Genomic DNA, 21,326 nt, shown 5'->3' with positions numbered 1-21,326 from the left:
TCTGCGCGAGAGCAGCGCCCGATCACGGGGCGATCGGGCGCTGCTCTCGGTCATCGATCGTGCCGCATCGTCTCCGACGACCCGGCATCCGCTTCGTCGGAAAATGCGCTACTGGTTCAGCCTCTGGTAGACTTCGATGGCGTCGTTGACGTCCGAGTAGATGACCGCGCGCCCGTTCGCCAGGACGATGCCCTCGGAGCTGAACTGGCGGATCACGTCCATGTTGTGGGAGCACATGATAATGTCGGCGTTCGCGCGCCGCTTGCTCCACACCTCCTCGCAGCGCTGCTGGAAGCGGGCGTCGCCCACCGAGGTGATCTCGTCGATCAGGTAGGTGTCGAACGGGATCGCCATGCTCATCCCGAAATTGAAGCGCGATCCCATCCCCGAGGAGTAGGTGCGGATCGGAACGTTCATGTAGTCGCCGATCTCGGCGAAATCGCTGACGAAGTCGAGCACCTTGTAGGGGTCCTCGCCGTAGACGCGCGCCACGAAGATGGCGTTCTCCTTGCCGGTCATGTTCGGGTGGAAGCCGCCCGAGAAGCCGAGCGGCCAGGACACCCGCGAGGTGCGGATGATCCGGCCCTTGGTCAGGCCCTCGGACCCCGCCATCATGCGGATCATCGTGGACTTGCCCGCACCGTTGATGCCGAGGATGCCGTAGCTCACCCCGGAGCGCATGGTGAACGAGGCCCGGTCGAGGACGGTGCGGCGATGCCCGCTCGTCCTGTAGATCTTGGTGACGTTCTCGAAGCGGATCATGGTACGATCGGTGGTGACGGGCGGCGCGCGGCGCTCCCTGCCGAGCCTCGGCCCTAAGCGCCGAAAGCGGCGAATCTGAGAACGCGCCCCCACCCTCGCCGCGCCGACCCGGGCCAATTTCGATTTGTTATAAAGAAGCTTTGCTTCCAATTGTCGGCTTCTCGGCCGCGCGATCGGGGATTAAGAGCCGGGGCCTGTCGTAACGCTGCGCGGGTGCCCGATCGTGCTCATCGCTTTCCTGATCATGCTGCGCGAGGGGATCGAGGCCGCGCTCATCGTCGGCATCATCGCGGGTTATCTCGCGCAGACCGGCCGGCGCGCCTGGATGCCGGCGGTGTGGACGGGCGTGGTGCTCGCCGCCCTGCTGTGCCTCGCGCTGGGCCTCGTCCTCGACCGGGTCGGCGCCGAATTCCCCCAGAAGCAGCAGGAAATGGTGGAGGGCGCCATCGCGCTCCTGGCCGCCGGCATGCTGAGCGGGATGGTGTTCTGGATGCGCAAGGCCGCGCGCTCGGTGCGGGCCGACCTGCACGGGGCGGTCGACGCGGCCCTGCACCGCGGCGCCTTCGGCCTCGTGCTGATGGCCTTCCTGGCCGTCGGGCGCGAGGGGCTCGAATCGGTGTTCTTCCTGCTCGCCACGGTGCAGCAGGACGTGGGCTGGGGCGTTCCCGCCGGGGCGGCCCTCGGCATCGCGGCCTCGGTCCTGGTCGGCTGGGGCATCGCCCGCGGCGGCGTGCGCCTCGACCTGCGCCGCTTCTTCCGCTGGACCGGGATCTTCATCCTGTTCGTCGCCGCCGGCCTGATCGCGAGCGCGCTCAGGGCCTTCCACGAGGCGGGACTCTGGAACCACCTCCAGGCGACGGCCTTCGACCTCAGCGGCGTGCTGCCCGCCGACACGGTGCTCGGCACCCTGCTCACCGGCATCTTCGGCTACCAGGAGGCGCCGGCCTGGGGCGAGGTGCTGGCCTACCTCGCCTTCCTGGTCCCGAGCCTCTGGCTCTTCCTGGCCGCGTCCCCCGCGGCGGTCGCGGCCCCGCCCCGCCCCGAAACCCTCCACGCCTGATCGTCTCAGGAGCGCCGTCCCATGCCGCCCCGTCGCCTCCCGGCCCTCGCCGCCCTCCTCGCCCTGCCGGGCGGCGCCCTCGCGGAGGCTCCGCCGCCCGTCGCCGTCACGGTGACCGACAAGGGCTGCGAGCCGGCGAGCCTCACCGTGCCGGCCGGCAAGTCGGTCTTCCGCATCCGCAACCAGAGCCGGCGGGTGCTCGAATGGGAGATCCTCCAGGGCACGATGATCGTGGAGGAGCGCGAGAACATCGTGCCGGGCTTCGTGCAGACGCTGAGCGCGACGCTGCAGCCCGGCTCCTACCAGATGACCTGCGGGCTCCTCAGCAACCCGAAGGGCACGCTGACCGTGCTGGCCGCCGCCGAGACCGCGCCCGGCGGGCCCCCGGATCCGCTGGCCCTGGTCGGGCCGCTCGCCGCCTACAAGCACTACGTCTCGACGCAGGTCGACACCTTCGTGGCGCGCACCCGGGCCTTCGCGGAGGCCGTCAAGGCCGGCCGCCTCGCCGAGGCCAAGGCCCTCTACGCCGCCGCCCGCCAGCCCTACGAGCGGATCGAGCCGGTCGCCTCGCTGTTCAACGACCTCGACAAGAGCATGGACGTGCGGGCGGACGATTTCGAGCACAAGGAGGCCGATCCCGGCTTCATCGGCTTCCACCGCATCGAGAAGGGCCTCTGGGCCGACAACAGCACGGAGGAGCTCGGCCCGCACGCGGACAAGCTCCTGGCCGATGCGGAGGAACTGCAGCGCCGCGTCCGCGACCTCACCATCCCGCCCGCCAAGATGGTGGGCGGGGCCGCGGGCCTGATCGAGGAGGTCGCGGCCACCAAGATCTCCGGCGAGGAGGACCGCTACAGCCGCACCGACCTGTCCGACTTCCACGCCAACGTCGAGGGCTCGCGCAAGATCTACGACCTGCTGCGGCCGCTGGTGGATAAGCGGGACCCCGACCTCGTCGCCCGCACCGACAAGAACTTCGCCCGCGTCGACGCCCTGCTGCTGAAGTACCGGTCCGAGGACGGCAGCTTCGCGCCCTACGACAAGCTCAGCGAGCGCGACCGGCAGGCCCTCAAGGCCCCCATCACCGTGCTGGCCGAGGATCTCTCGACCCTGCGCGGCAAGCTCGGGCTCGATTGAGGCCAGGACGATGACCGACGCTCCCTCCCGCCGCAGCCTCCTGCGCGCCCTCGCCGCGGGCACCGGCGCCGCCGCCCTGGCGCCGGTCCCCGGCCGGGCCGCCTCCCTGGAGGAGGCGGACGGCACCGCCGACCGCCAGCCCTTCCGGGGCCTCCACCAGGCCGGCATCCTGACGCCCCAGCCAGCCTCCGCGCTCTTCGTGGCCTTCGACGTCCTGGCGCAGGATCGCGGCGAGCTCGCGCGCCTGTTGCGCATCCTGACCGAGCGCTTCGCCTACCTGACCGAGGGCGGGCCGGTGCCGGGCCTCGATCCGCGCCTTCCGCCGGCGGATTCGGGCATCCTCGGCCCGGTCGTGCGCCCCGACAACCTCACGGCGACGCTCGCGGTCGGTGCCAGCCTGTTCGACGAGCGCTACGGCCTCGCCGCGGCGAGGCCGCGCCGCCTGCGCCCGATGGACCGCTTCCCGAACGATTCCCTCGACGCGAAGCTCTGCCACGGCGACCTGCTGCTGCAGCTCTGCGCCAACACGGCCGACACCGCCATCCACGCCCTCCGGGACGTCATCCGCACGACCCCGGGCCTCCTGTCCCTGCGCTGGAAGCGCGAGGGCTTCCTGCCGCCCCAGGTCGTCAAGCGCGCCGGGCAGGACACGGTGCGCAACATGCTGGGCTTCAAGGACGGCACCGCCAACCTCGACACCCGCGACGCGGAGCTGATGCGTCGCCAGGTCTGGGTCGGGCCGGAGGACGGCGAGCCGGCCTGGGCGCGCAACGGCAGCTACCAGGTGATCCGCCTCGTGCGGAACCTCGTCGAGCGCTGGGACCGCACGCCGCTCGGCGAGCAGGAGCGCATCATGGGGCGCCACAAGGACACCGGCGCTCCGCTCGGCGAGACCCGCGAGCACGCGCTGCCGGACTACGCCTCGGACCCGAAGGGCGAGCGCACCCCCCTCGACGCGCATATCCGGCTCGCCAACCCGCGCAAGGCCGAGACGGCGCGCAACCTGATCCTGCGCCGCGGCTACAATTACTCGGCGGGGATCACGGCCTCGGGCCAGCTCGACATGGGGCTGATCTTCGTGTCGTTCCAGCGCGACCTCGATGCCGGCTTCGTGGCCGTGCAGAACCGCCTCAACGGCGAGCCGCTGGAGGAGTACATCCGGCCGGTCGGGGGCGGCTACTTCTTCGCCCTGCCGGGCGTGACGGCGCCGGACGGGTACCTGGGCGAGGAACTGCTGGTCGGGGCGTGACGCCGCCCCGCTCCCGATCCGGCCATCACCGGTCCGGCCTCGCCGCGGGGCCGGCGCGGGCCCGTCCCGGATCGGGACGCGCGCGCCGATCGCCCTTCACGATCCGTCAACCATGACGGGCGAGCCTGTCGGGCGCCCCCGGCCTCAGCCGAGGTTCAGCCGGTCCACCCGCGCGCCGGAGCCCCGCAGCGTCTCCGGAAGCGAGGCGTAGTCGCGGTAGCCCGCCTCGCGCGCCATGGCGTCGAGGGCGTGCTGCTCGTCCTGCGCGCAGCCTGTCCACAGCACCGCGCCGGTCGCGGCCTGCCTGATCTGGAAGATGGTCATGCGGCTCGTTCTCCCTCCGGGCACCCGCCCCTGACATAACGCCGCGTCGCCGGGCCGGTTGCTTGGCCGGGGATTGCGGCGCGGGGCGATCCACGGTAGAGAATGAACGTTCATTCTCACCCCCCTTCGTCCCGTGCTGGCCGATACCCTGTCCGATCGCATCGACCCCGCCGAGGAGCGGCGCGGCCGCATCCTCGACGCGGCGGAGCGCTGCTTCGTGCGCGGCGGCTTCCATCGCACGACGATGCAGGACGTGGCCGCCGAGGTCGGGATGAGCCCCGGCAACCTCTACCGCTACTTTCCCTCGAAGGACGCGATCGTGGCCGGCCTCGCCGAGCGCGACCGCGGGGCGGTGGCGGTGGACTTCGCCGGCCTGCCCCTCGGCGCCGACCTGGTCGGGGCCTTCGTCGGCCTCGCCCGCCGCCACCTCGCGGACGAGCCGGCCGAGAAGGCGATCCTCTGCGTCGAGATGTGGGCGGAGGCGACGCGCAATCCCGCCATGGCGGCGATCTGCCGGGACTTCGAGCGCGAGATGCGCGGCATGATCGCGGGAATCCTGCGCGAAGCCGGCGGCCCCGCGGTCGATGCCGAGGCCCTGACCCAGATCGTCATGGTGATGGCGGACGGCGTCATCGCCCGCCGCGCCCTCATCCCCGATTTCGATCCCGGCCCCGTTCTGGACGCCATGGCGCGGCTGATCGAGGCGGCTCTGTCGGGGCAATTCGATCCGACCGGGGGGCCAGGCCCCGCATCCGCCAGACAGGACCGCCCGTGATGCCTCGCCTGCGCCTCCTCGCCGGGACCCTCGCCGCCCTCGCCCTCGCGCCCCTGGTATCCTGGACTCAGGAGTCCCGGGCCGCAGAGGCCGCGGCACCGGCCGCGCGGGCCGAGGTGCCCGTGCCCGCCGTGACCGTGGTGGTGGCGGCCGAGCGCGAGATCGTCGAGCGCACGGTCGTCACCGGCACCCTGGTGCCGCGCGACGAGATCATGGTCTCGCCCGAGATCGAGGGCTGCCGCATCACCGAACTCCTGGTCGAGGAGGGGGATCGGGTCGCCAGGGGCGCGGTGCTCGCCCGCCTGTCCCGGGAGATGATCGACACCCAGCTCGCCCAGAACGCCGCCGCCATCGCCCGGGCCGAGGCCGCCGTGGAGCAGGCCCGCAGCACCATCGTGCAGGCCGAGGCGGCGCAGGTCGAGGCGGCCCTGGCGCTGGAGCGCACCCGGACCCTGATCCGGACCGGCAACGCGACCGAGGTGCAGATGGAGCAGCGCACCTCGGCGGCGCGCTCGGCGGAGGGGCGGCTCGCCGCGGCCCGCAACGGGCTCTCGATCGCCGAGGCCGAGCTCCTCCAGGCCCGGGCCCAGCGCCGGGAACTCGACCTCAAGCTCGCCCGCACGGAGATCCGCGCGCCCGAGGGCGGCATCGTCAGCCGCCGCACCGCCCGGGTCGGCGCCACCGCGAGCGCGACCGCCGAGCCGCTGTTCCGGCTGATCGCCCGCGGCGAGATCGAACTCGAGGGCGAGGTGACCGAGACCGGCATGCCGCGCCTGAAGCCCGGCGCGCCCGCCCAGCTCGATCTTGACACGCCGGACGGGTCCGTCGGCGTGCCGGGCCGCGTGCGCGCGGTCTATCCGGAGATCGACCGCGCGACCCGCCTCGGCAAGGTGCGCATCCGCCTCGAACCCGATCCGCGCCTGCGCATCGGCGCCTTCGCCCGCGGCAGCGTCGAGGTGGCGCGCCGCACCGGCGTCGCGGTGCCGGTCGCCTCGGTCGTCTACGGCAATGGCGGGGCGACCGTCCTCGTCGTGGCGGGCGACCGGGTCGAGGCGCGCCAGGTCCGCACCGGCCTCTCGGCGGCGGGCTTCATCGAGATCCGCGACGGGGTGCGGGCCGGCGACGCCGTCGTGGCCCGGGCCGGCAGCTTCCTGCGCGACGGGGACCGGGTCCGCCCGGTCTTTCCCGCCCAGCAGGTCAGCGCCGACGCCCTCCCGCGCCCCTGATCCACGGCGCCGACGGCGCCCGCCCCCGCCGCCGAAGGACCGACCCGATGCGCCTCAACGTCTCCGCCTGGGCGATCCGCAAGCCGATCCCCTCGATCGTGCTGTTCCTGGTGCTGGGGCTGCTCGGGCTCGTCAGCTTCCGCACCCTGCCGATCACCCGCTTCCCCAACATCGACGTGCCGCTCGTCTCGGTGTCGATCAACCAGCCGGGCGCCGCGCCCTCGGAGCTGCAGACCCAGGTCACGAAATGGGTCGAGGACGCCGTGGCGGGCGTGAAGGGCGTCAAGCACATCACCTCGGCGATCACCGAGGGCAACTCGGCCACCACGGTCGAATTCCGGCTCGAGGTCAACACCGACCGGGCGGTGAACGACGTCAAGGACGCGATCGCCAAGATCCGCATGAACCTGCCGCGGACGATCGAGGAGCCGATCATCAACCGCGTCGAGATCGCGGGGCTTCCGATCATGATCTACGGCGCCTCGGCGCCCGCCATGACCCCGGAGGACCTGTCCTGGTTCGTGGACGACGTGGTGGCGCGGCAGATCCAGGGCCTGCGCGGGGTCGGCGGCGTCGAGCGGCTCGGCGGCGTCAACCGGGAGGTGCGCGTCACCCTCAAGCCCGACCGGCTGCTCTCGCTCGGCATCACCGCCGCCGACGTGAACCGGCAGCTGCGCCTCACCAGCGCCGACATGGCGGGCGGGCGGGCCGAGCTCGGCGGCCAGGAGCAGTCGATCCGCACCCTGGCGGCCTCCGCGAGCCTCGACACCCTCGCGGCCACCTCGATCGTGCTGCCGGGCGGGCGCAAGGTGCGCCTCGACGACCTCGCCACCCTGACGGACGGGGCGGAGGAGCCCCGCGTCTTCGCGCGCCTCAACGGGGAGCCGGTCGTCGCCTTCGCGATCTCCCGCGCCAGCGGCGCCAGCGACGCCTCGGTCGCCCAGCTGGTGGCCCGGAAGATCGACGAGTTGCGCGCCGCCCACCCGAACGTCCGCTTCGACCTGATCGACACCTCGGTCACCAACACGATCGGCAATTACGAATCCGCCATGCACGGCCTGATGGAGGGGGCGGCCCTGGCGGTGCTGGTGGTGTTCCTGTTCCTGCGCGACTGGCGGGCGACGCTGATCGCCGCGGTGGCGCTGCCGCTCTCGGTCTTCCCGACCTTCTGGGCGATGAGCGCCATGGGCTTCTCGCTCAACGCGGTCAGCCTGCTCGCCATCACCCTCGTCACCGGCATCCTGGTCGACGACGCCATCGTGGAGATCGAGAACATCGTCCGGCACGTGCGGCTCGGCAAGTCGCCCTACCGGGCCGCCATCGAGGGGGCCGACGAGATCGGCCTCGCGGTCATCGCCATCACGGCGACGCTGGTGGCGATCTTCGCGCCGGTGAGCTTCATGGGCGGCATCGCCGGCCAGTACTTCAAGCAGTTCGGCCTCACCATCGCGGCCGCGGTGTTCATGTCGCTGCTCGTCGCCCGCCTGATCACCCCGATGATGGCGGCCTACTTCATGCGCGACCACGGCCACGAGGAGGAGACGCCCGGCCCGGTGATGCGCACCTACACCCGCGTGGTGGCGTGGTCGGTGCGGCACAAGTTCGTGACGCTGGTGGTGGGCCTCGCGCTGTTCGCCGGCTCCCTCATGTCGACCAAGCTGCTGCCGGCCGGCTTCCTGCCGAAGGAGGACGCGGCGCGCACCCTGATGGTGCTCGAACTGCCGCCCGGCGCCAAGCTCGACGACACGATCGCGGTCTCGGACCGGGTGGTGCAGAAGATCCGCGCATTGCCCGAGGTGCGCTCCGTCTTCGTCGATGGTGGGCGCCAGCTCCCGGGCAAGAAGGAGATCCGGCTCGCCACGCTGACGATCAACCTGACGCCGAAGAACACCCGCACGCGCACGCAGGGCGACCTTGAGGCGGCGATCATGGCCGCGCTGCGCGACGAGCCCGACATCCGCTACTGGTCCCTGCGCGAGGGCGGCCAGCGCGATTTCACCCTGATCGTGGCGGGGCCCGACACCGAGGTGGTGCGGGACGTGGCCGAGCGGATGCAGCGCGAGGTCGCGCAGGTGCCGAACCTCGTCAACGTGATGTCGACCGCGCCGCTCGACCGCACCGAGCTGCGCATCCGCCCCAAACCCGCGGTCGCGGCCGATCTCGGGGTCTCGACCGACACCATCGCCGAGACCGTGCGCGTCGGCACGATCGGCGACATCGGCGCCAACCTCGCCAAGTTCAACGCCGTCGACCGGCAGATCCCGATCCGGGTGCAGCTGCCGGCCGAGGCCCGCGGCGACCTGCAGGCGCTGGAGGCGCTGAAGGTGCCGACGAAGACCGGCGCCGCGGTGCCGCTGACCGCGGTGGCCGACATCAGCCTCGGCCGCGGGCCGACCGCGATCGACCGCTACGACCGCGCCGTCCGGGTGGCGCTGGAGGCCAATCTCCAGGGCTCGGACGCCCTCGCCGAGGCGATCGCCAAGGCGCTGGCGACCCCGGCCGCGAAGACTCTGCCGCCGGGGGTGGCGCTGCGCCAGACCGGCGACGCCGAGGTGATGGGCGAGGTCTTCGAGGGCTTCGCCCTCGCCATGGGCGCCGGCCTGATGATGGTGCTCGGCGTGCTGATCCTGCTCTTCGGCTCGTTCCTGCAGCCGCTCACCATCCTGTTCTCGCTCCCGCTCTCGATCGGCGGGGCGATCCTCGGCCTCCTGATCTTCAACCGGCCGATCTCGATGCCGGTCGTGATCGGCATCCTGATGCTGATGGGCGTGGTGACGAAGAACGCCATCATGCTGGTGGATTTCGCCGTCGAGGAGATGGCCCGGGGCGTCGACCGCATCACCGCGATCACCGATGCGGGCCGCAAGCGCGCCCGCCCGATCGTGATGACGACGATCGCCATGGCGGCCGGCATGGTGCCCTCCGCGATGGCCCTCGGCATCGGCGGCGAGTTCCGCTCGCCGATGGCGATCGCGGTGATCTCGGGGCTGATCGTCTCGACGCTCCTGTCGCTGCTCTTCGTGCCGGCGATCTTCGTGCTGATGGACGACCTCGCCCGGCTGTTCGTGCGGCTGTTCGGCCGCTTCGTCGGGGCGGTGGACGAGGCCCCCGCCCACCCGCACGCGGCGGCGCCCTACGCGCCCCCGCCGCGCATCGCCGCCGAGTAGGGCGCTCCCGGTTCCGTGCCCGGGCGGGCGCGACCGGGACGGCCCGCTACGGGCGCGCGGTCGGCGCGATCAGCGTCCCGGTCGCCCCCGCCGGCTCCATGCCGATGCGGCCCCAGCCGGGGAGCTTGAGGGCCGGGCGGCGCAGGTCGAGGCCCGCCACCGCGCCGAGGAGGTTCACCTCGACCCCCTCGACCCATCCCAGCGTGAGGCCCGCATAGCCCCGCCACGAGAGCTGCAGCCCGGTGCGGCTCGGCGTGAGCGCGACGAGCGCCTCGGAAAAGTCCTTGCCGAGCGCGGTGGGCGGGAGCGCCGCCTGCACCTCCGGCACGGCGCGCAGCAGGTGCGCCACGAAGGTGTTGGAGTTCGGCCCCGGCCAGGCGCGGTAGCTCCCGAAGTCCTGGTACGGGTAGGCGGCGACCGCCTCGCGCAGCTTCGGCACCGCGCGCGCGGCGGCCTCGCCGTCGAGGGCGAGCACGACCTGCGGCGGGTTGCCGAACCAGCGCCCGTCGGCCGGATAGGCGTCGGTGCGCACGGGCCGGCCCCAGCCGACAACGTCGTAGCGCGTGTAGCGGGCCGCGCCGGCTTCCTTCACGACGAGCCAGCTGTGATGGGCGAAGATGCCGCGCCAGCGGCCGACCCGGGCGGCGTAGACCCGGACCACCGCGCCCGGCATCGCGGCGGCCGGCGGGAGCAGGCGCGCGCTCGACCAATCGGCCGTCGCCCAGTCGGGGGCGAGGTCGTCGCGCGACCACCACCAGAGGGCGTGGGCGGCCAGGGGAGCCAGGAAGAGGAGGAGGAAGGCGAGGGTGACGAGGCGCAGGGCCGCCAGCGCGAGCAGCATGGCCTTGAGATGGGCGTCGCGCCGGGCCGCGCAACCGGAAGCGTCGACCCGCCGCGTGGCGAACTGCTGGGGTGGCCGGGCCGTTGTCGGGCGCGAGACGATTGCGATGGAGGTCGGCATGGTTGACACGAGAGGGTTGGTCGACGCGCTGGTGCGGTCCCGGCGCGGGGGGCTCGGCGGCGCGGCGGCGGGCGCGGCCCTCGGGGGCCTCGCCCTGATCGCCGGGCTCGGCTACCGTGCCTTCAGCCGCCAAGCCGGTCCGCAGCAAGCCGGTCCGCAGGATTCCGCGCCCGGGCCGGGCGCCGCGCCTGCCCCGGGCGGCGCGGCCGGCGGGGCGGCGCGGCAGCCCTTCCGGGCGGAGGAGGTCAGCGACGACGATGCCAACCTGTTCCTGCGCGCGATGGTGGCGGCGACCGTGGCGGACGGCATGATCGACGCGCAGGAGCGCGCCCGGCTCGACGCCGCCCTGGACGAGGCCGGCCTCGACGCCCCCGCCCGCAGCGCCTTCGAGGGTCTGCTGCGCGAGCCCCCCGACGTGGACGAGATCGCCGACCGGGTCTCGGATCCCGAGACGGCGGCGCGGGTCTACGCCGCGGCCCGCCTCGCCATCGACCCCGACACCGTCCAGGAGCGGAGCTTCCTGAACCGGCTCGCCGAGGCCCTCGACGTCGATCCCGACGCCGTCGCCCGGATCGAGCGCGAGGTCGGCGCCTGACGCGCAGCCCGATGCACGAGCCCCGTCCCCCCCTCCTCGAGATCCTCGCCCGGGCCGGCTACGGCGCCCGGGGCCTGACCTATTGCCTGGTCGGCGGCCTCGCCCTGCTCGCCGCCCTCGGCGAGGGGGGGCGGACGGGGGGAAGCCGCAGCGCCCTGATGGTGCTCCTCGACAAGCCCTTCGGCCGGCTGATGCTCGGGGCCGTGGCTTTCGGCCTGATGGGCTTCGCCCTGTGGCGCTGGATCGAGGCCGCGACCGACGCGGACCGGCGCGGGCGCTCGGCCAGGGGCCTCGCGGTGCGGGCCGGGCACGGGGTCAGCGGGGTGATCTACGCGGGTCTCGCCGTCTCGGTGGCGCGGGCGGCGCTCGGCTGGGGCGGGAGCGGCCCGCAGGACCAGGCGGCGCGGGACTGGACGGCGTGGCTGCTGGGCGAGCCCTTCGGCGCCGTCGCGGTCGCGGCGGCGGGCGCGGTGGTGATCGGGGCGGGCGCGGGTTTCCTGCTCAAGGCTTGGCGCGGGGACGTGACCCGCCAGCTCGCGCTGCCGGTCGATGCAAGGAGCTGGGCGAGGGCGGCGGGCCGCCTCGGCTACGCGGCCCGCGCCGTGGTGTTCTGGCTGATCGGCGGCTTCCTGATCCTCGCCGCCGTCGAGAGCCGGTCGAGCGAGGTCAGGGGGCTCGGCGGGGCGCTCGCCGCCCTGCGCGACCAGCCCTACGGCCCGGTGCTGCTCGGATTGACGGCGGCGGGCCTGGCGGCCTTCGGGGCCTTCGGCCTCGTCCAGGCCCGCTACCGCCGCATCGACCCGCCGCACCTCGACGACCTCGCCGCCGGACGGTCCCGCGCGGGCTCGTGATCCGCATGGCGACGCAATCCGTCGGCGTCCCCGCGGCGGCGCGAGCGCCGCGGCCCTGCGCGGCTCAGCCGGCGGGCCGCCGCCCGCCCGGCGCTGCGGGGCGCGCCGGGTTGCCCACCACGGTCGCGCCGGCCGGGACGTCGCGGGTGACCACGCTGCCCGCGCCCACGATCGCGTCGTCCCCGATCGTCACGCCCGGCAGGATCAGCGCCCCGCCGCCGATCCAGCAATTCGCCCCGATCCGCACCGGCCTGCCGGTCTCGAGGCCCGCGCGGCGCAGCGCCGGGTCGCGCGGATGATCGGCTGCCAGGATCTGCACCCCCGGCCCGATCTGCGTCGCCTCGCCGATCTCGACCGGGCAGACGTCGAGGATCACGCAGTTGAAGTTGAGGAACACGCCCCGCCCGAGCCGGATGTGGAGGCCGTAATCGCAGGAGAAGGGCGGCCGGATCACCACCCCGTCCCCGACCGCGCCGAGATGGGCGCGCAGCAGGGCGCGACGCGCCTCCGGCGAGAGGGCGGCCGGGGCGTTGTAGCGGGCGAGCCATTCCGCGTTGCGGGCGGCGTCGGCGACCAGCTCCGGGTCGTCGGCCCGGTAAAGGTCCCCCGCCAGCATCTTCTCCTTCTCGCTGCGCATCGGCCCCACCTCCCTGCTCTCGGGACGAACGGCCTCGCACGATCGGGCGGGCCCGCCAACCCGCCGTTGCCTCCCTGCCGGATCCGCACTATCCGGTGGGCCTCCTTCCCGCTGCCGAAGGCCTGCCGATGAAAGCGCGCGTCACCGTCACCCTGAAGACCGGCGTCCTCGACCCGCAGGGCAAGGCCATCGAGGGGGCGCTGCGCTCGCTCGGCATCGCGGGCATCGCCAGCGTGCGCCAGGGCAAGTTCTTCGAGGTCGAGGTCGACGGCAGCGACCCGGCCGCCGCCGAGGCGACCGTGAAGGCCGCCTGCGACAAGCTCCTCGCCAACACGGTGGTGGAGAATTACCGGGTCGAGATCGCGCGATGAAGGCCGCCGTCATCGTCTTCCCCGGCTCGAACCGCGACGCCGACGTCACGCGCGCCCTGCGGCTCGCCGGCGCCGAGGTCGCGAAGGTCTGGCACGCCGACACGGCGCTGCCCTCGGGCACCGACCTCGCCGTGCTCCCGGGCGGCTTCTCCTACGGCGACTACCTGCGCTGCGGCGCCATCGCGGGCCGCGCCAATGCCATGGACGCGGTGCGGGCCCACGCGGCCCGGGGCGGGCTCGTCCTCGGCATCTGCAACGGGTTCCAGATCCTGTGCGAGTCGGGCCTGCTGCCCGGCGTGCTGATGCGCAACGTCAACCGCCGCTTCATCTGCCACCGCCAGACCCTGCGGGTCGAGCGCGCCGACACCGCCTTCACCCGCGCCTACCGGCAGGGCCAGGTGATCGACGTCTGCGTCGCGCACGGCGAGGGCAATTACTACGCCGATCCCGAGACGGTCGCCCGCCTGGAGGGCGAGGGCCGCGTGGCCTTCCGCTACAGCGACGCCGCCGGGGACCTCACCGAGACGGCGAACCGCAACGGCTCGCTCAACTCGATCGCGGGTATCTACTCGGACGAGCTCAACGTCCTCGGCCTGATGCCGCACCCTGAGAACTTCGTCGAGGACCTGGTCGGCGGCACCGACGGGCGCGGCCTGTTCGAGAGCCTCGCCCGGGCCGCCTGAGCGGGGCCGCGCGGCGGGTGTAGCCCGCGCGGCGGGCCCGTAGCCCGCGCGGCGGCTCACCCCGGCAGGAAGGCCGAGGCCCCGCTGCGCGCGTCCCGCACCAGCTCCACCGGCGCCCCGTAGAGCCCCTGCAGGCGCGACGGCTCCAGCACCTCCGCGACCGGCCCCTCGGCGAGGCGGGCGCCGCCCCGCAGCAGCAGCGCCCGGTCGGCGTAGCGCGCCGCCTGGTTCGGGTCGTGGGTCGTGAACACCACGCCGAGCCCGTCCGCGCGCAGGCGCGCGATCTCGCGCATCACCTTGCCCTGGTTGCCGAAATCGAGGCTGGCGGTCGGCTCGTCGAGGATCACGAGGCGCGGCTCCTAGGCGAGTGCCCGGGCGATCAGCACGAGCTGGCGCTCGCCCCCCGAGAGGCGGGTGACCGGCCGCTCGGCGAGGTGGAGCACGCCGAGCCGGGCGAGGGCCGCGTCCGCGGCGGCGCGGTCGGCCCGCGAGGGGGCGGCGAGGAGCCCCGCATGGGCGCTGCGCCCCATCAGCACCACGGCCCGCGCCGTGAAGGCGAAGGGGCTGGCGGCGCTCTGGGGCACGTAGGCCATCGCCCGGGCGCGCTGGCGGGCCGAGAGGGCGGCGAGCGGCCTGCCCGCGACCGCGACGGTGCCGCCGAGCGGCGCCAGCAGGCCGAGCAGCGTCTTGAGGAGCGTGGTCTTGCCGCCGCCGTTGGGGCCGAGCAGCGCCAGCACCTCGCCCCCCGCCACCGCGAGGTCGATGCCGCGCCCGATCTCCCGGCCCGGATAGCCGAAGGCGAGGTCCCGTGCGGCGAGGAGGCTCATGACCAGTCCCGCTCCGCGCCCGCGAGTAACCACAGGAAGACCGGCGTGCCGACGACGGCCGTGAGGATGCCGAGGGGCACCTCGACCGGCGCGACGGTGCGCGCCAGCGTGTCGATGACGAGGAGCGTGCCGGCCCCGAGGAGGGCCGCGGTCGGGAGCAGCCGCGCGAAGCCCGGCCCGACCAGGAAGCGGGCGAGGTGCGGCACCACCAGCCCGACCCAGCCGACGATGCCGGCCGCCGCCACGCTCGCGGCCGTCACCAGGGTGGCGGCGGCCACCACGGCGAGCCGCAGGGGGCCGGTGGCGAGGCCGAGCGCCCGCGCCTCCTCGTCGGGCAGCGAGAGCGCGTCGAGCCGCCAGCGCAGGAGCAGGAGCAGCGCCGTCCCGGCCGCCACCGGGACGGCGAGCGCCGCGAGGTCGGTCGCGTGCGTCGCCGAGAGGCTGCCGAGCAGCCAGAAGGTCATGGCCGGCAGCTGGTTGTAGGGATCGGCGAGGAACTTCACGAGGCCGACCCCCGCCCCCAGGAGCGAGCCGATCACCACGCCCGCCAGGACCAGCACCAGGACCGGGTCGCGCCGCGCCAGCACGGCCCCGACCGCGTAGACCGCCCCGACGGCGAGGAGCCCGCCCGCGAAGGCCAGGACCTCGATGGCCAGCACCCCGAGCGACAGCCAGATGCCGAGCACCGCCCCGAAGGCCGCCCCCGAGGAGGCGCCGAGGATGTCGGGCGAGACCAGGGGATTGCGGAACAGGCCCTGGAAGGCCGCCCCGGCGAGGGAGAGGGCGGCGCCGATCAGGATGGCGGCGAGGATGCGCGGCCCGCGGATCTGCAGCACCACCGCCTCCACGGCGGCGGGCGCCCCCGAGGGGGCCCCGGTCAGCTTGGCGGCGAGCACCCGGGCGACGTCGCCGAGCCCGACCGGGTAGCGCCCGACCCCGAAGGCGAGGGCGACCGCGAGGATCAGCGCGCCGAGCGCCAGCGCCGGGCCGAGGCCGGGCGCGCGCCGCGCCCCGATCCGGCCCTCCGCCCGCGCCGGCGGGCCGCTCACGAGGCCCCCGCGAGCAGGCGGTCGAGGGCCGCCTCGTCCGGGACCACGTGGTAGAAGTCGCGGTGGAAGTCGCGGGCGAGCGCCCGCAGGTCCTCCGGGAAGAGCGACGGGTAGAGCGCCTTGCCGAGCCACCACAGGCCCAGGAAGCGGTTCACCGAGGGCGGCGAATCGACCCAGCCGAAGGGGAGGGCGGGGGAGAGGTGGAGGCGCCCGGCCGCCACCGCCGGCACGCCCTGCCAGAGGGGATCCGTCCGGGCGGCGGCCGCGAAGCCCGGATCGAGGGCGACGATCACCTCGGGCGCCCAGGCGAGCACGTCCTCGGGCGAGACGCGCGCGAGGCTGCCGCCCGCCCCCGCGACATTGACGGCGCCGAGCAGATCCAGGACCTCGACGTTGATCGCCCCCGCCCGCGCGGTCTCCAGGCCCCGCGGACCCCGGGCGAAGTAGACCCTGGGGCGCGCCTCCGGCGGCACGGCGGCGAGGCGGCCCTGCACGGTGTTCAGGATGGCCTCGCAGCGGGCGGCGAGGCGCTCGGCGCGCTCGGCCCGCCCGATCACCGCGCCGAGCCGCCGATAGGTCGCCGGGACGGCCGGGAGCCGCCCGTCGAACAGGAGCGCCGGGATGCCGGTCTGCTGCTGCAGCCGGTCGGCGAGGGAGCGGTAGGTCTCGCCCGTGTCGCCCGTATCCACGACGAGGTCGGGCTTGAGCGCCAGCACCGTCTCGAGATTGGCGGTGTTGCCCCGCCCGGTCAGGCGGCCGACCTCCGGCAGCGCGGCGGCCTCCGGCAGGAGGTAGGGCCGCTCGGCCGGCCGGATCGCGCGCGGCCAGCCGGCCAGGAGGTCGGGCGCGAGCGTGTAGAGCAGGATCGCGGCCGGCGGCCCGGCCGGGAAGACCCGGGTGACCGGGCCGGACGGTGCCGGGAGCGGCCTGCCGGCCTCGTCGAGGCCCGCCGCGCGGGTTCGCCCCGCCGCGCGGGCGCGTCCCGCGGCGCAGAGGCCGGCGAGGCCGAGCAGCAGGGCGCGCCGGTCGAGGGCCATCGGCCTCAATCGACCGCGATCGTCACGTCGCCGGACTTGATCACCGCGACGGCCGGCTTGCCGACCGCGAGGTGCAGCCCGTCGACGGAGTCGTTGGTGAGCGCCGCCGTCACCACCTGGCCGCCGGGCAGTTCCAGCGTGACGTGGGCGGTGGTCGTGCCCTTGGTGACGGACGTGATCGTGCCCGAGAGCTGGTTGCGCGCGCTGATCCTCATCGTGCCGGTCCCCGCGGCCCCCTGGCGGCCGCAGCCCCTGACATAGCGGGAGGGTGCGCGGCGGGGAGGGCCCGGGTGACGCACCGCAACCAAGCCCGGCCTCGCATGTTGTCCCGCCGATTCGCCGACCCGCCGCCGGCGCCGCGCCGGCCGGCCAACCATCGAGGAGATCCATGCATCAGGGCAGCCACCGCGACCACGAGGGCGCGCAGAAACTCTTCAGCCTGATCAAGGACGTCAAGGTCGCCATGATGACGACCGTGGATTCGGACGGCCAGCTGCGCAGCCGCCCGATGTGGAGCCAGGAGGCGGACCCGCAGGGCGACCTCTGGTTCTTCGTCAGGCTCGACGCGCCGGTGACCGGCGAGATCAGCCGCGACTCGCAGGTCAACCTCGCCTACGCGGACCCGTCGAACCAGAACTACGTCTCGGTGTCGGGCAAGGCCGAGATCGTGCGCGACAAGGCGACGATCGACTCCAAGTGGAACGAGAGCCTGAAGACCTGGTTCCCGAAGGGCAAGGACGATCCCTCCGTGACGCTGATCCGCGTGCATCCCGAGAAGGGCGAGTACTGGGACAGCCCGAACGCCACCATGCTGCACCTCTACGGCTACGTGAAGGCCGCGGTGACGGGCGAGTCGCCGAAGACCGAGAAGAAGGCGGTCGATCTCTCGGCGCGCTGAAAGCGGCCGCGCCGGATCCGGGAGGCCGGGCCCGGCGCGGGCCGGAGCGGTTCGGCGCGGATCCGCCCGCGCCAGCTTGACTTCGGCGCCTGAACCGTGCGGGGTGCGCCACCCCGCCCGGCCCGTGGTGCCGGGCCAGTCAGGCACGGGTGATGCTCGACCTCGCCACCAGGGTTTACAACCATACCTGGAAGATCGACCCGATCATCCGCTCGGTGCTCGACACCGATTTCTACAAGCTCCTGATGGCGCAGACCATCTTTCGCCGCCATCGCGACGTGGAGGTCACGTTCGGCATCCATAACCGCACCACGCGGGTCCGGCTCGGCGAGATCATCGACGAGGGGGAGCTGCGCGAGCAGCTCGACCATTGTCGCTCCCTGCGGCTCACCCGCGGCGAGTCGACCTGGCTGCGCGGCAACACCTTCTACGGCAAGCGCCAGATGTTCTCGCCGGACTTCATGGACTGGCTGGAGAACTTCCGCTTCCCCGACTACCTGCTGGAGAAGCAGGACGGCCAGTACGTCCTCACCTTCCACGGGCCCTGGATCGAGACCACGATGTGGGAGGTCCCGGCGCTCTCGATCCTCAACGAGCTGCGCTCGCGGGGCGTGCTCAAGGGGATGGGCAAGTTCGACCTGCAGATCCTCTACGCGCGGGCGATGACGCGGATCTGGGAGAAGATCGAGCGGCTCAAGCTGCTGCCCGGGCTCTCGATCGCCGATTTCGGCACCCGGCGGCGCCACGGCTTCCTGTGGCAGGATTGGTGCGTCGAGGCGATGATCGAGGGGCTCGGCCCGGCCTTCCTCGGCACCTCGAACTGCCTGATCGCGCTGCGCCACGACATCGAGGCGGTGGGCACCAACGCGCACGAACTGCCGATGGTCTACGCCGCCCTGGCGGAGGACGACGCGGCCCTGGCCCGGGCGCCCTACGCGGTCCTGGCCGACTGGCAGCAGGACTACGCCGGCAACCTGCTCGTCATCCTGCCGGACACCTACGGGACGACCGGCTTCCTGGCCAACGGCCCCGCCTGGATGGCGGACTGGACCGGCATCCGCATCGACTCGAAGGACCCGATCATCGGGGGCGAGGAGGTGATCGCGTGGTGGCGCGAGAACGGGCGCAACCCGCGGGAGAAGCTCGCGATCTTCTCCGACGGGCTCGACGTCGACACGATCGAGACCATCCACCACCGCTTCCACGGGCGGCTGCGCATCGGCTACGGCTGGGGCACCCTGCTCACCAACGACTTCCGGGGGCTGGCGCCGGACGGGCGCCTCGACCCGATCTCCATCGTCTGCAAGGTGATCTCGGCCAACGGCCGCCCGACCGTCAAGCTCTCCGACAACCCCACCAAGGCGCTCGGGCCGGAGGAGGAGGTCGAGCGCTACAAGCGCGTGTTCTCGGTCGGGGCGCAGGTGGCCCAGCCGCTCCTGGTGTGATCCGGCGCGCCGCCCGGGCGGCCCCCAGGCGCACGGCTATCTGCCGCTGCGGCAATCGGTTTTTCGCCCCGGCCGCCCGCCCTGCGCGGGGATCCAATCGGTCTCCCGGCCGTTCCTGACACGGGTACGGCCCGGCTTGACCCGCCGGGCGCGAGCGTGGGGCGGTGCATGGCGCGTGACGATGGTGGGCAGGCCTCCCTGATCCCGGCGGTGCCCAAGCGCATTGCCGCCGCGGAGACGCCCGGCCGCGGCTTCGCCCTGCCGCTGCTCATCGCCGCCCTCATCGTGGCGGCCCTGTATTTCGGCCGCGAGATCCTGATCCCGATCGCCATCGCGGTGCTCCTGAGCTTCGTGCTCTGGCCGCTGGTGAGCCTGCTGCGGCGGCTGCGCCTCGGGCGCACGGCCTCGATCGGCCTGTCGGTGCTCACCTGCCTCGGGGTCGTGGGCCTGCTCACCCTCGTCATCGGCCTGCAGGTCGCCGATCTCGGCAGCAACCTGCCCCAGTACCAGCGCACGATCGAGCGCAAGCTCGAGAATCTCAGGGAGGGTCCGGTCGGCTCCATCGCCGGCTACATGCGCAGCATCGGCAAGCACCTGCAGCAGGCCGGGAGCATCCCGGAGGACAAGGCCAAGCCGCAGGACCCGACCGCGCCGAGGCCGGCCCCCAGCGTGCAGAACCCCGACAAGCCGGTGCTGGTCGAGGTGCGCGAGCGCGAACTCACCCCGCTCGAACTCGCCGAGCGCCTGCTCTCGCCGGCCCTCGCGCCGCTCGCCACCACCGGCATCGTCTTCGTGGTGCTGATGTTCATCCTGGGCCAGCGCGAAGACCTGCGCGACCGCCTGATCCGCCTCGCCGGGTCGAGCGACCTCCACCGCACCACGGTGGCGATGAACGACGCGGCGCGGCGCCTGAGCCGCTTCTTCCTGGTGCAGCTCGCCCTCAACGCCGGATTCGGGGTGGCGATCGGGATCGGGCTCTGGATCATCGGCGTGCCGAGCCCGATCCTGTGGGGGATCTTCACCGCGCTGATGCGCTTCGTGCCCTATGTCGGCGCCTTCCTGTCGGCCCTGCTGCCGCTGCTGCTCGCCGCCGCGGTCGATCCGGGCTGGCACATGGTGCTGGCCACCGCGGCCCTGTTCCTGATCCTCGAGCCGATCGTCGGCCAGGTCGTCGAGCCGCTGCTCTACGGGCACTCGACCGGGCTCTCGCCCTTCGCGGTCCTGGTCTCGGCCCTGTTCTGGACCTGGCTCTGGGGGCCGGTCGGGCTGCTGCTCTCGACCCCGCTCACGGTCTGCCTCGTCGTGCTCGGCCGCCACGTCGACCAGCTCGAATTCCTCGACGTCCTGTTCGGCGACCGGCCGGCCCTGACCCCGGTGGAGAACTTCTACCAGCGCCTCCTCGCGGACGACCCCGACGAGGCGCAGGAGCTCGCGGAATCGATCCTCAGCGAGTGCTCGCTCTCCTCCTACTACGACGACGTGGTGCTCAAGGGCCTGCAACTCGCCGCCTCCGACGCCCGCCGCGGGGTGCTGACCGAGGAGCAGCTGGAGCGGATCCGCACGGCGATCGACGAGCTCGTCACCGACCTCGCCGACCGCGAGGACGTCGCGCCCGCCGCCCAGACCAGTCTCGCCGGGCGGCTCCTGGGGCGCGATGCCGACGCCGCCGCCCCCTGCGACGGCGAGCCGGCCGTGCCGGGCGCGCCGGCCCCGGAGACCCTGCCGGCGCCCTGGCGGCAGAAGGGGGCCGTGCTCTGCGTGGCGGGCCGCGGCCCGCTCGACGAGGCCGCCTCGACGATGCTCTCGCAGCTCCTGGAGAAGAACGGCCTCGGCACCCGGGTCGTGCCGTTCGCGGCGGTGTCGCGGGCGCGGATCGCCGACCTCGACGCGGGCGAGGCCCGGATGGTCTGCATCTCCTACCTGGAGATCAGCGGCACCCCGGCGCACCTGCGCTACCTCGTGCAGCGGGTGCGGCGGCGCCTGCCGCAGGCCCGCATCCTGGTCGGCCTCTGGCCGACCGACGACCTCGCCCTGGCCGATCCGGAGGCCCGCGCCGCCCTGGGGGCGGACGATCACGTCACCTCCCTGCGCGAGGCGGTGGAGGCCTGCCTGGCGGCCGCGACGGGCGAGGCGGCGTCCGCCGGCCGGCCCGCGCCTGTGGCGCCGGCGCCGCGTTCGGCCTCCCTCCCGGCGGGTGCTCCCGCCTGAGGGCTTGACGCAGGGCTCGCGGCGTCCTTTCGATCCTTGCGCGCCGCGAGGAGCCGGCCGGGGC

Annotated in this window: 20 protein-coding genes and 1 pseudogene; 13 read left to right on the top strand and 8 right to left on the bottom strand. The window is 73.5% G+C overall.

The genetic code is table 11. The annotated features are described in order from the left end of the window. Positions 1 to 108: 108 nt before the first annotated feature. Positions 109 to 762: an ABC transporter ATP-binding protein gene (locus tag M446_RS02120; RefSeq protein WP_012330418.1), complete on the bottom strand. Its 654-nt coding sequence runs from the start codon at positions 760 to 762 to the stop codon at positions 109 to 111. A gap of 223 nt (positions 763 to 985) precedes the next feature. Between M446_RS02120 and efeU the strand changes: the two genes are divergently transcribed. From efeU to efeB, 3 genes are read left to right on the top strand one after another with little or no spacing between them, the layout of a single operon-like run. Next, complete coding sequence (gene efeU, locus M446_RS02115; protein ID WP_012330417.1) at positions 986 to 1,822, top strand: iron uptake transporter permease EfeU; 837 nt, start codon at positions 986 to 988, stop codon at positions 1,820 to 1,822. Positions 1,823 to 1,843: 21 nt separating this feature from the next. Continuing rightward, positions 1,844 to 2,959, top strand: a complete 1,116-nt coding sequence (efeO, locus tag M446_RS02110; protein ID WP_012330416.1) for an iron uptake system protein EfeO — start codon at positions 1,844 to 1,846, stop codon at positions 2,957 to 2,959. A gap of 10 nt (positions 2,960 to 2,969) precedes the next feature. Beyond that, a complete protein-coding gene (gene efeB, locus M446_RS02105) occupies positions 2,970 to 4,208 on the top strand; it encodes an iron uptake transporter deferrochelatase/peroxidase subunit (RefSeq protein WP_012330415.1) in 1,239 nt (412 codons plus the stop codon). A 144-nt stretch (positions 4,209 to 4,352) separates the two neighbouring features. On the opposite strand, the gene M446_RS02100 is transcribed toward efeB, so the two are convergent. Further along, positions 4,353 to 4,532 carry a hypothetical protein gene (locus M446_RS02100; protein WP_012330414.1) on the bottom strand — a complete coding sequence of 60 codons (180 nt, stop codon included), beginning with the start codon at positions 4,530 to 4,532 and terminating at the stop codon, positions 4,353 to 4,355. Between the two features lie 133 nt (positions 4,533 to 4,665). Here M446_RS02100 and M446_RS02095 point away from each other — a divergent pair, with 133 nt between their 5' ends. From M446_RS02095 to M446_RS02085, 3 genes are read left to right on the top strand one after another with little or no spacing between them, the layout of a single operon-like run. Further along, a complete protein-coding gene (locus tag M446_RS02095; protein WP_012330413.1) occupies positions 4,666 to 5,307 on the top strand; it encodes a TetR/AcrR family transcriptional regulator in 642 nt (213 codons plus the stop codon). Then, a complete protein-coding gene (locus tag M446_RS02090) occupies positions 5,307 to 6,533 on the top strand; it encodes an efflux RND transporter periplasmic adaptor subunit (protein ID WP_012330412.1) in 1,227 nt (408 codons plus the stop codon). The genes M446_RS02095 and M446_RS02090 overlap by 1 nt, the downstream gene beginning before the upstream one ends. Positions 6,534 to 6,580: 47 nt before the next feature. Continuing rightward, entirely contained in the window at positions 6,581 to 9,700 is a 3,120-nt protein-coding gene (locus M446_RS02085) for an efflux RND transporter permease subunit (RefSeq protein WP_012330411.1), read from the top strand. A gap of 46 nt (positions 9,701 to 9,746) precedes the next feature. Here the strand turns inward: M446_RS02085 and M446_RS02080 are convergent, their stop codons facing one another. Then, a complete protein-coding gene (locus M446_RS02080; protein WP_012330410.1) occupies positions 9,747 to 10,541 on the bottom strand; it encodes a DUF3750 domain-containing protein in 795 nt (264 codons plus the stop codon). Between the two features lie 118 nt (positions 10,542 to 10,659). Here M446_RS02080 and M446_RS02075 point away from each other — a divergent pair, with 118 nt between their 5' ends. Together M446_RS02075 and M446_RS02070 are read left to right on the top strand one after the other, a co-directional pair. Continuing rightward, positions 10,660 to 11,256 (top strand): tellurite resistance TerB family protein, encoded by a 597-nt coding sequence (locus tag M446_RS02075; RefSeq protein ID WP_012330409.1) that lies wholly within the window; start codon positions 10,660 to 10,662, stop codon positions 11,254 to 11,256. Between the two features lie 11 nt (positions 11,257 to 11,267). Beyond that, complete coding sequence (locus tag M446_RS02070) at positions 11,268 to 12,107, top strand: DUF1206 domain-containing protein (RefSeq protein ID WP_012330408.1); 840 nt, start codon at positions 11,268 to 11,270, stop codon at positions 12,105 to 12,107. 64 nt (positions 12,108 to 12,171) lie between these two features. Here the strand turns inward: M446_RS02070 and M446_RS02065 are convergent, their stop codons facing one another. Next, entirely contained in the window at positions 12,172 to 12,744 is a 573-nt protein-coding gene (locus M446_RS02065) for a sugar O-acetyltransferase (protein WP_012330407.1), read from the bottom strand. A 128-nt stretch (positions 12,745 to 12,872) separates the two neighbouring features. On the opposite strand from M446_RS02065, the gene purS reads away from it, so the two are divergent. Together purS and purQ are read left to right on the top strand one after the other, a co-directional pair. After that, positions 12,873 to 13,115 (top strand): phosphoribosylformylglycinamidine synthase subunit PurS, encoded by a 243-nt coding sequence (gene purS / locus M446_RS02060; RefSeq protein WP_012330406.1) that lies wholly within the window; start codon positions 12,873 to 12,875, stop codon positions 13,113 to 13,115. Beyond that, positions 13,112 to 13,798 (top strand): phosphoribosylformylglycinamidine synthase subunit PurQ, encoded by a 687-nt coding sequence (gene purQ, locus M446_RS02055; protein ID WP_012330405.1) that lies wholly within the window; start codon positions 13,112 to 13,114, stop codon positions 13,796 to 13,798. Before purS ends, purQ begins: the two co-directional genes overlap by 4 nt. 56 nt (positions 13,799 to 13,854) lie before the next feature. Here purQ and M446_RS39575 read toward each other — a convergent pair. The 4 genes and pseudogenes from M446_RS39575 to M446_RS02035 form a co-directional block, all read right to left on the bottom strand. Further along, positions 13,855 to 14,625, bottom strand: a pseudogene (locus tag M446_RS39575) (ABC transporter ATP-binding protein). Further along, positions 14,622 to 15,674 carry a FecCD family ABC transporter permease gene (locus M446_RS02045; RefSeq protein WP_012330404.1) on the bottom strand — a complete coding sequence of 351 codons (1,053 nt, stop codon included), beginning with the start codon at positions 15,672 to 15,674 and terminating at the stop codon, positions 14,622 to 14,624. Before M446_RS02045 ends, M446_RS39575 begins: the two are co-directional and overlap by 4 nt. Then, complete coding sequence (locus tag M446_RS02040; protein ID WP_012330403.1) at positions 15,671 to 16,711, bottom strand: iron ABC transporter substrate-binding protein; 1,041 nt, start codon at positions 16,709 to 16,711, stop codon at positions 15,671 to 15,673. The genes M446_RS02045 and M446_RS02040 overlap by 4 nt, the downstream gene beginning before the upstream one ends. A gap of 5 nt (positions 16,712 to 16,716) precedes the next feature. Further along, positions 16,717 to 16,926 (bottom strand): TOBE domain-containing protein, encoded by a 210-nt coding sequence (locus M446_RS02035; protein ID WP_012330402.1) that lies wholly within the window; start codon positions 16,924 to 16,926, stop codon positions 16,717 to 16,719. Positions 16,927 to 17,099: 173 nt separating this feature from the next. On the opposite strand from M446_RS02035, the gene M446_RS02030 reads away from it, so the two are divergent. From M446_RS02030 to M446_RS02020, 3 genes are all read left to right on the top strand, one after another. Then, positions 17,100 to 17,609, top strand: a complete 510-nt coding sequence (locus tag M446_RS02030; protein WP_012330401.1) for a pyridoxamine 5'-phosphate oxidase family protein — start codon at positions 17,100 to 17,102, stop codon at positions 17,607 to 17,609. A gap of 152 nt (positions 17,610 to 17,761) precedes the next feature. Then, entirely contained in the window at positions 17,762 to 19,054 is a 1,293-nt protein-coding gene (gene pncB, locus M446_RS02025) for a nicotinate phosphoribosyltransferase (RefSeq protein WP_012330400.1), read from the top strand. A gap of 168 nt (positions 19,055 to 19,222) precedes the next feature. Further along, the gene (locus tag M446_RS02020) at positions 19,223 to 21,262 is read left to right on the top strand and encodes an AI-2E family transporter (protein ID WP_012330399.1); all 2,040 of its coding nucleotides are present in this window, start codon (positions 19,223 to 19,225) and stop codon (positions 21,260 to 21,262) included. The last annotated feature ends 64 nt before the right edge of the window (positions 21,263 to 21,326 follow it).

The sequence above is a fragment of the Methylobacterium sp. 4-46 genome, assembly GCF_000019365.1.
Classification (GTDB): Bacteria; Pseudomonadota; Alphaproteobacteria; order Rhizobiales; family Beijerinckiaceae; genus Methylobacterium.
Note: the sequence above shows the minus strand (reverse complement) of the source record. Positions and strands in the feature narration are given on the sequence as shown.

Coding starts and splice junctions, on each gene's coding strand:
- M446_RS02120 (WP_012330418.1), bottom strand. CDS start 762: ATGATCCGCTTCGAGAACGTCACCAAGATCTACAGGACGAGCGGGCAT.
- efeO (WP_012330416.1), top strand. CDS start 1,844: ATGCCGCCCCGTCGCCTCCCGGCCCTCGCCGCCCTCCTCGCCCTGCCG.
- efeB (WP_012330415.1), top strand. CDS start 2,970: ATGACCGACGCTCCCTCCCGCCGCAGCCTCCTGCGCGCCCTCGCCGCG.
- M446_RS02100 (WP_012330414.1), bottom strand. CDS start 4,532: ATGACCATCTTCCAGATCAGGCAGGCCGCGACCGGCGCGGTGCTGTGG.
- M446_RS02090 (WP_012330412.1), top strand. CDS start 5,307: ATGCCTCGCCTGCGCCTCCTCGCCGGGACCCTCGCCGCCCTCGCCCTC.
- M446_RS02085 (WP_012330411.1), top strand. CDS start 6,581: ATGCGCCTCAACGTCTCCGCCTGGGCGATCCGCAAGCCGATCCCCTCG.
- M446_RS02080 (WP_012330410.1), bottom strand. CDS start 10,541: ATGCTGCTCGCGCTGGCGGCCCTGCGCCTCGTCACCCTCGCCTTCCTC.
- M446_RS02075 (WP_012330409.1), top strand. CDS start 10,660: ATGGTTGACACGAGAGGGTTGGTCGACGCGCTGGTGCGGTCCCGGCGC.
- M446_RS02070 (WP_012330408.1), top strand. CDS start 11,268: ATGCACGAGCCCCGTCCCCCCCTCCTCGAGATCCTCGCCCGGGCCGGC.
- M446_RS02065 (WP_012330407.1), bottom strand. CDS start 12,744: ATGCGCAGCGAGAAGGAGAAGATGCTGGCGGGGGACCTTTACCGGGCC.
- purS (WP_012330406.1), top strand. CDS start 12,873: ATGAAAGCGCGCGTCACCGTCACCCTGAAGACCGGCGTCCTCGACCCG.
- purQ (WP_012330405.1), top strand. CDS start 13,112: ATGAAGGCCGCCGTCATCGTCTTCCCCGGCTCGAACCGCGACGCCGAC.
- M446_RS02040 (WP_012330403.1), bottom strand. CDS start 16,711: ATGGCCCTCGACCGGCGCGCCCTGCTGCTCGGCCTCGCCGGCCTCTGC.
- M446_RS02035 (WP_012330402.1), bottom strand. CDS start 16,926: ATGAGGATCAGCGCGCGCAACCAGCTCTCGGGCACGATCACGTCCGTC.
- M446_RS02030 (WP_012330401.1), top strand. CDS start 17,100: ATGCATCAGGGCAGCCACCGCGACCACGAGGGCGCGCAGAAACTCTTC.
- pncB (WP_012330400.1), top strand. CDS start 17,762: ATGCTCGACCTCGCCACCAGGGTTTACAACCATACCTGGAAGATCGAC.
- M446_RS02020 (WP_012330399.1), top strand. CDS start 19,223: ATGGCGCGTGACGATGGTGGGCAGGCCTCCCTGATCCCGGCGGTGCCC.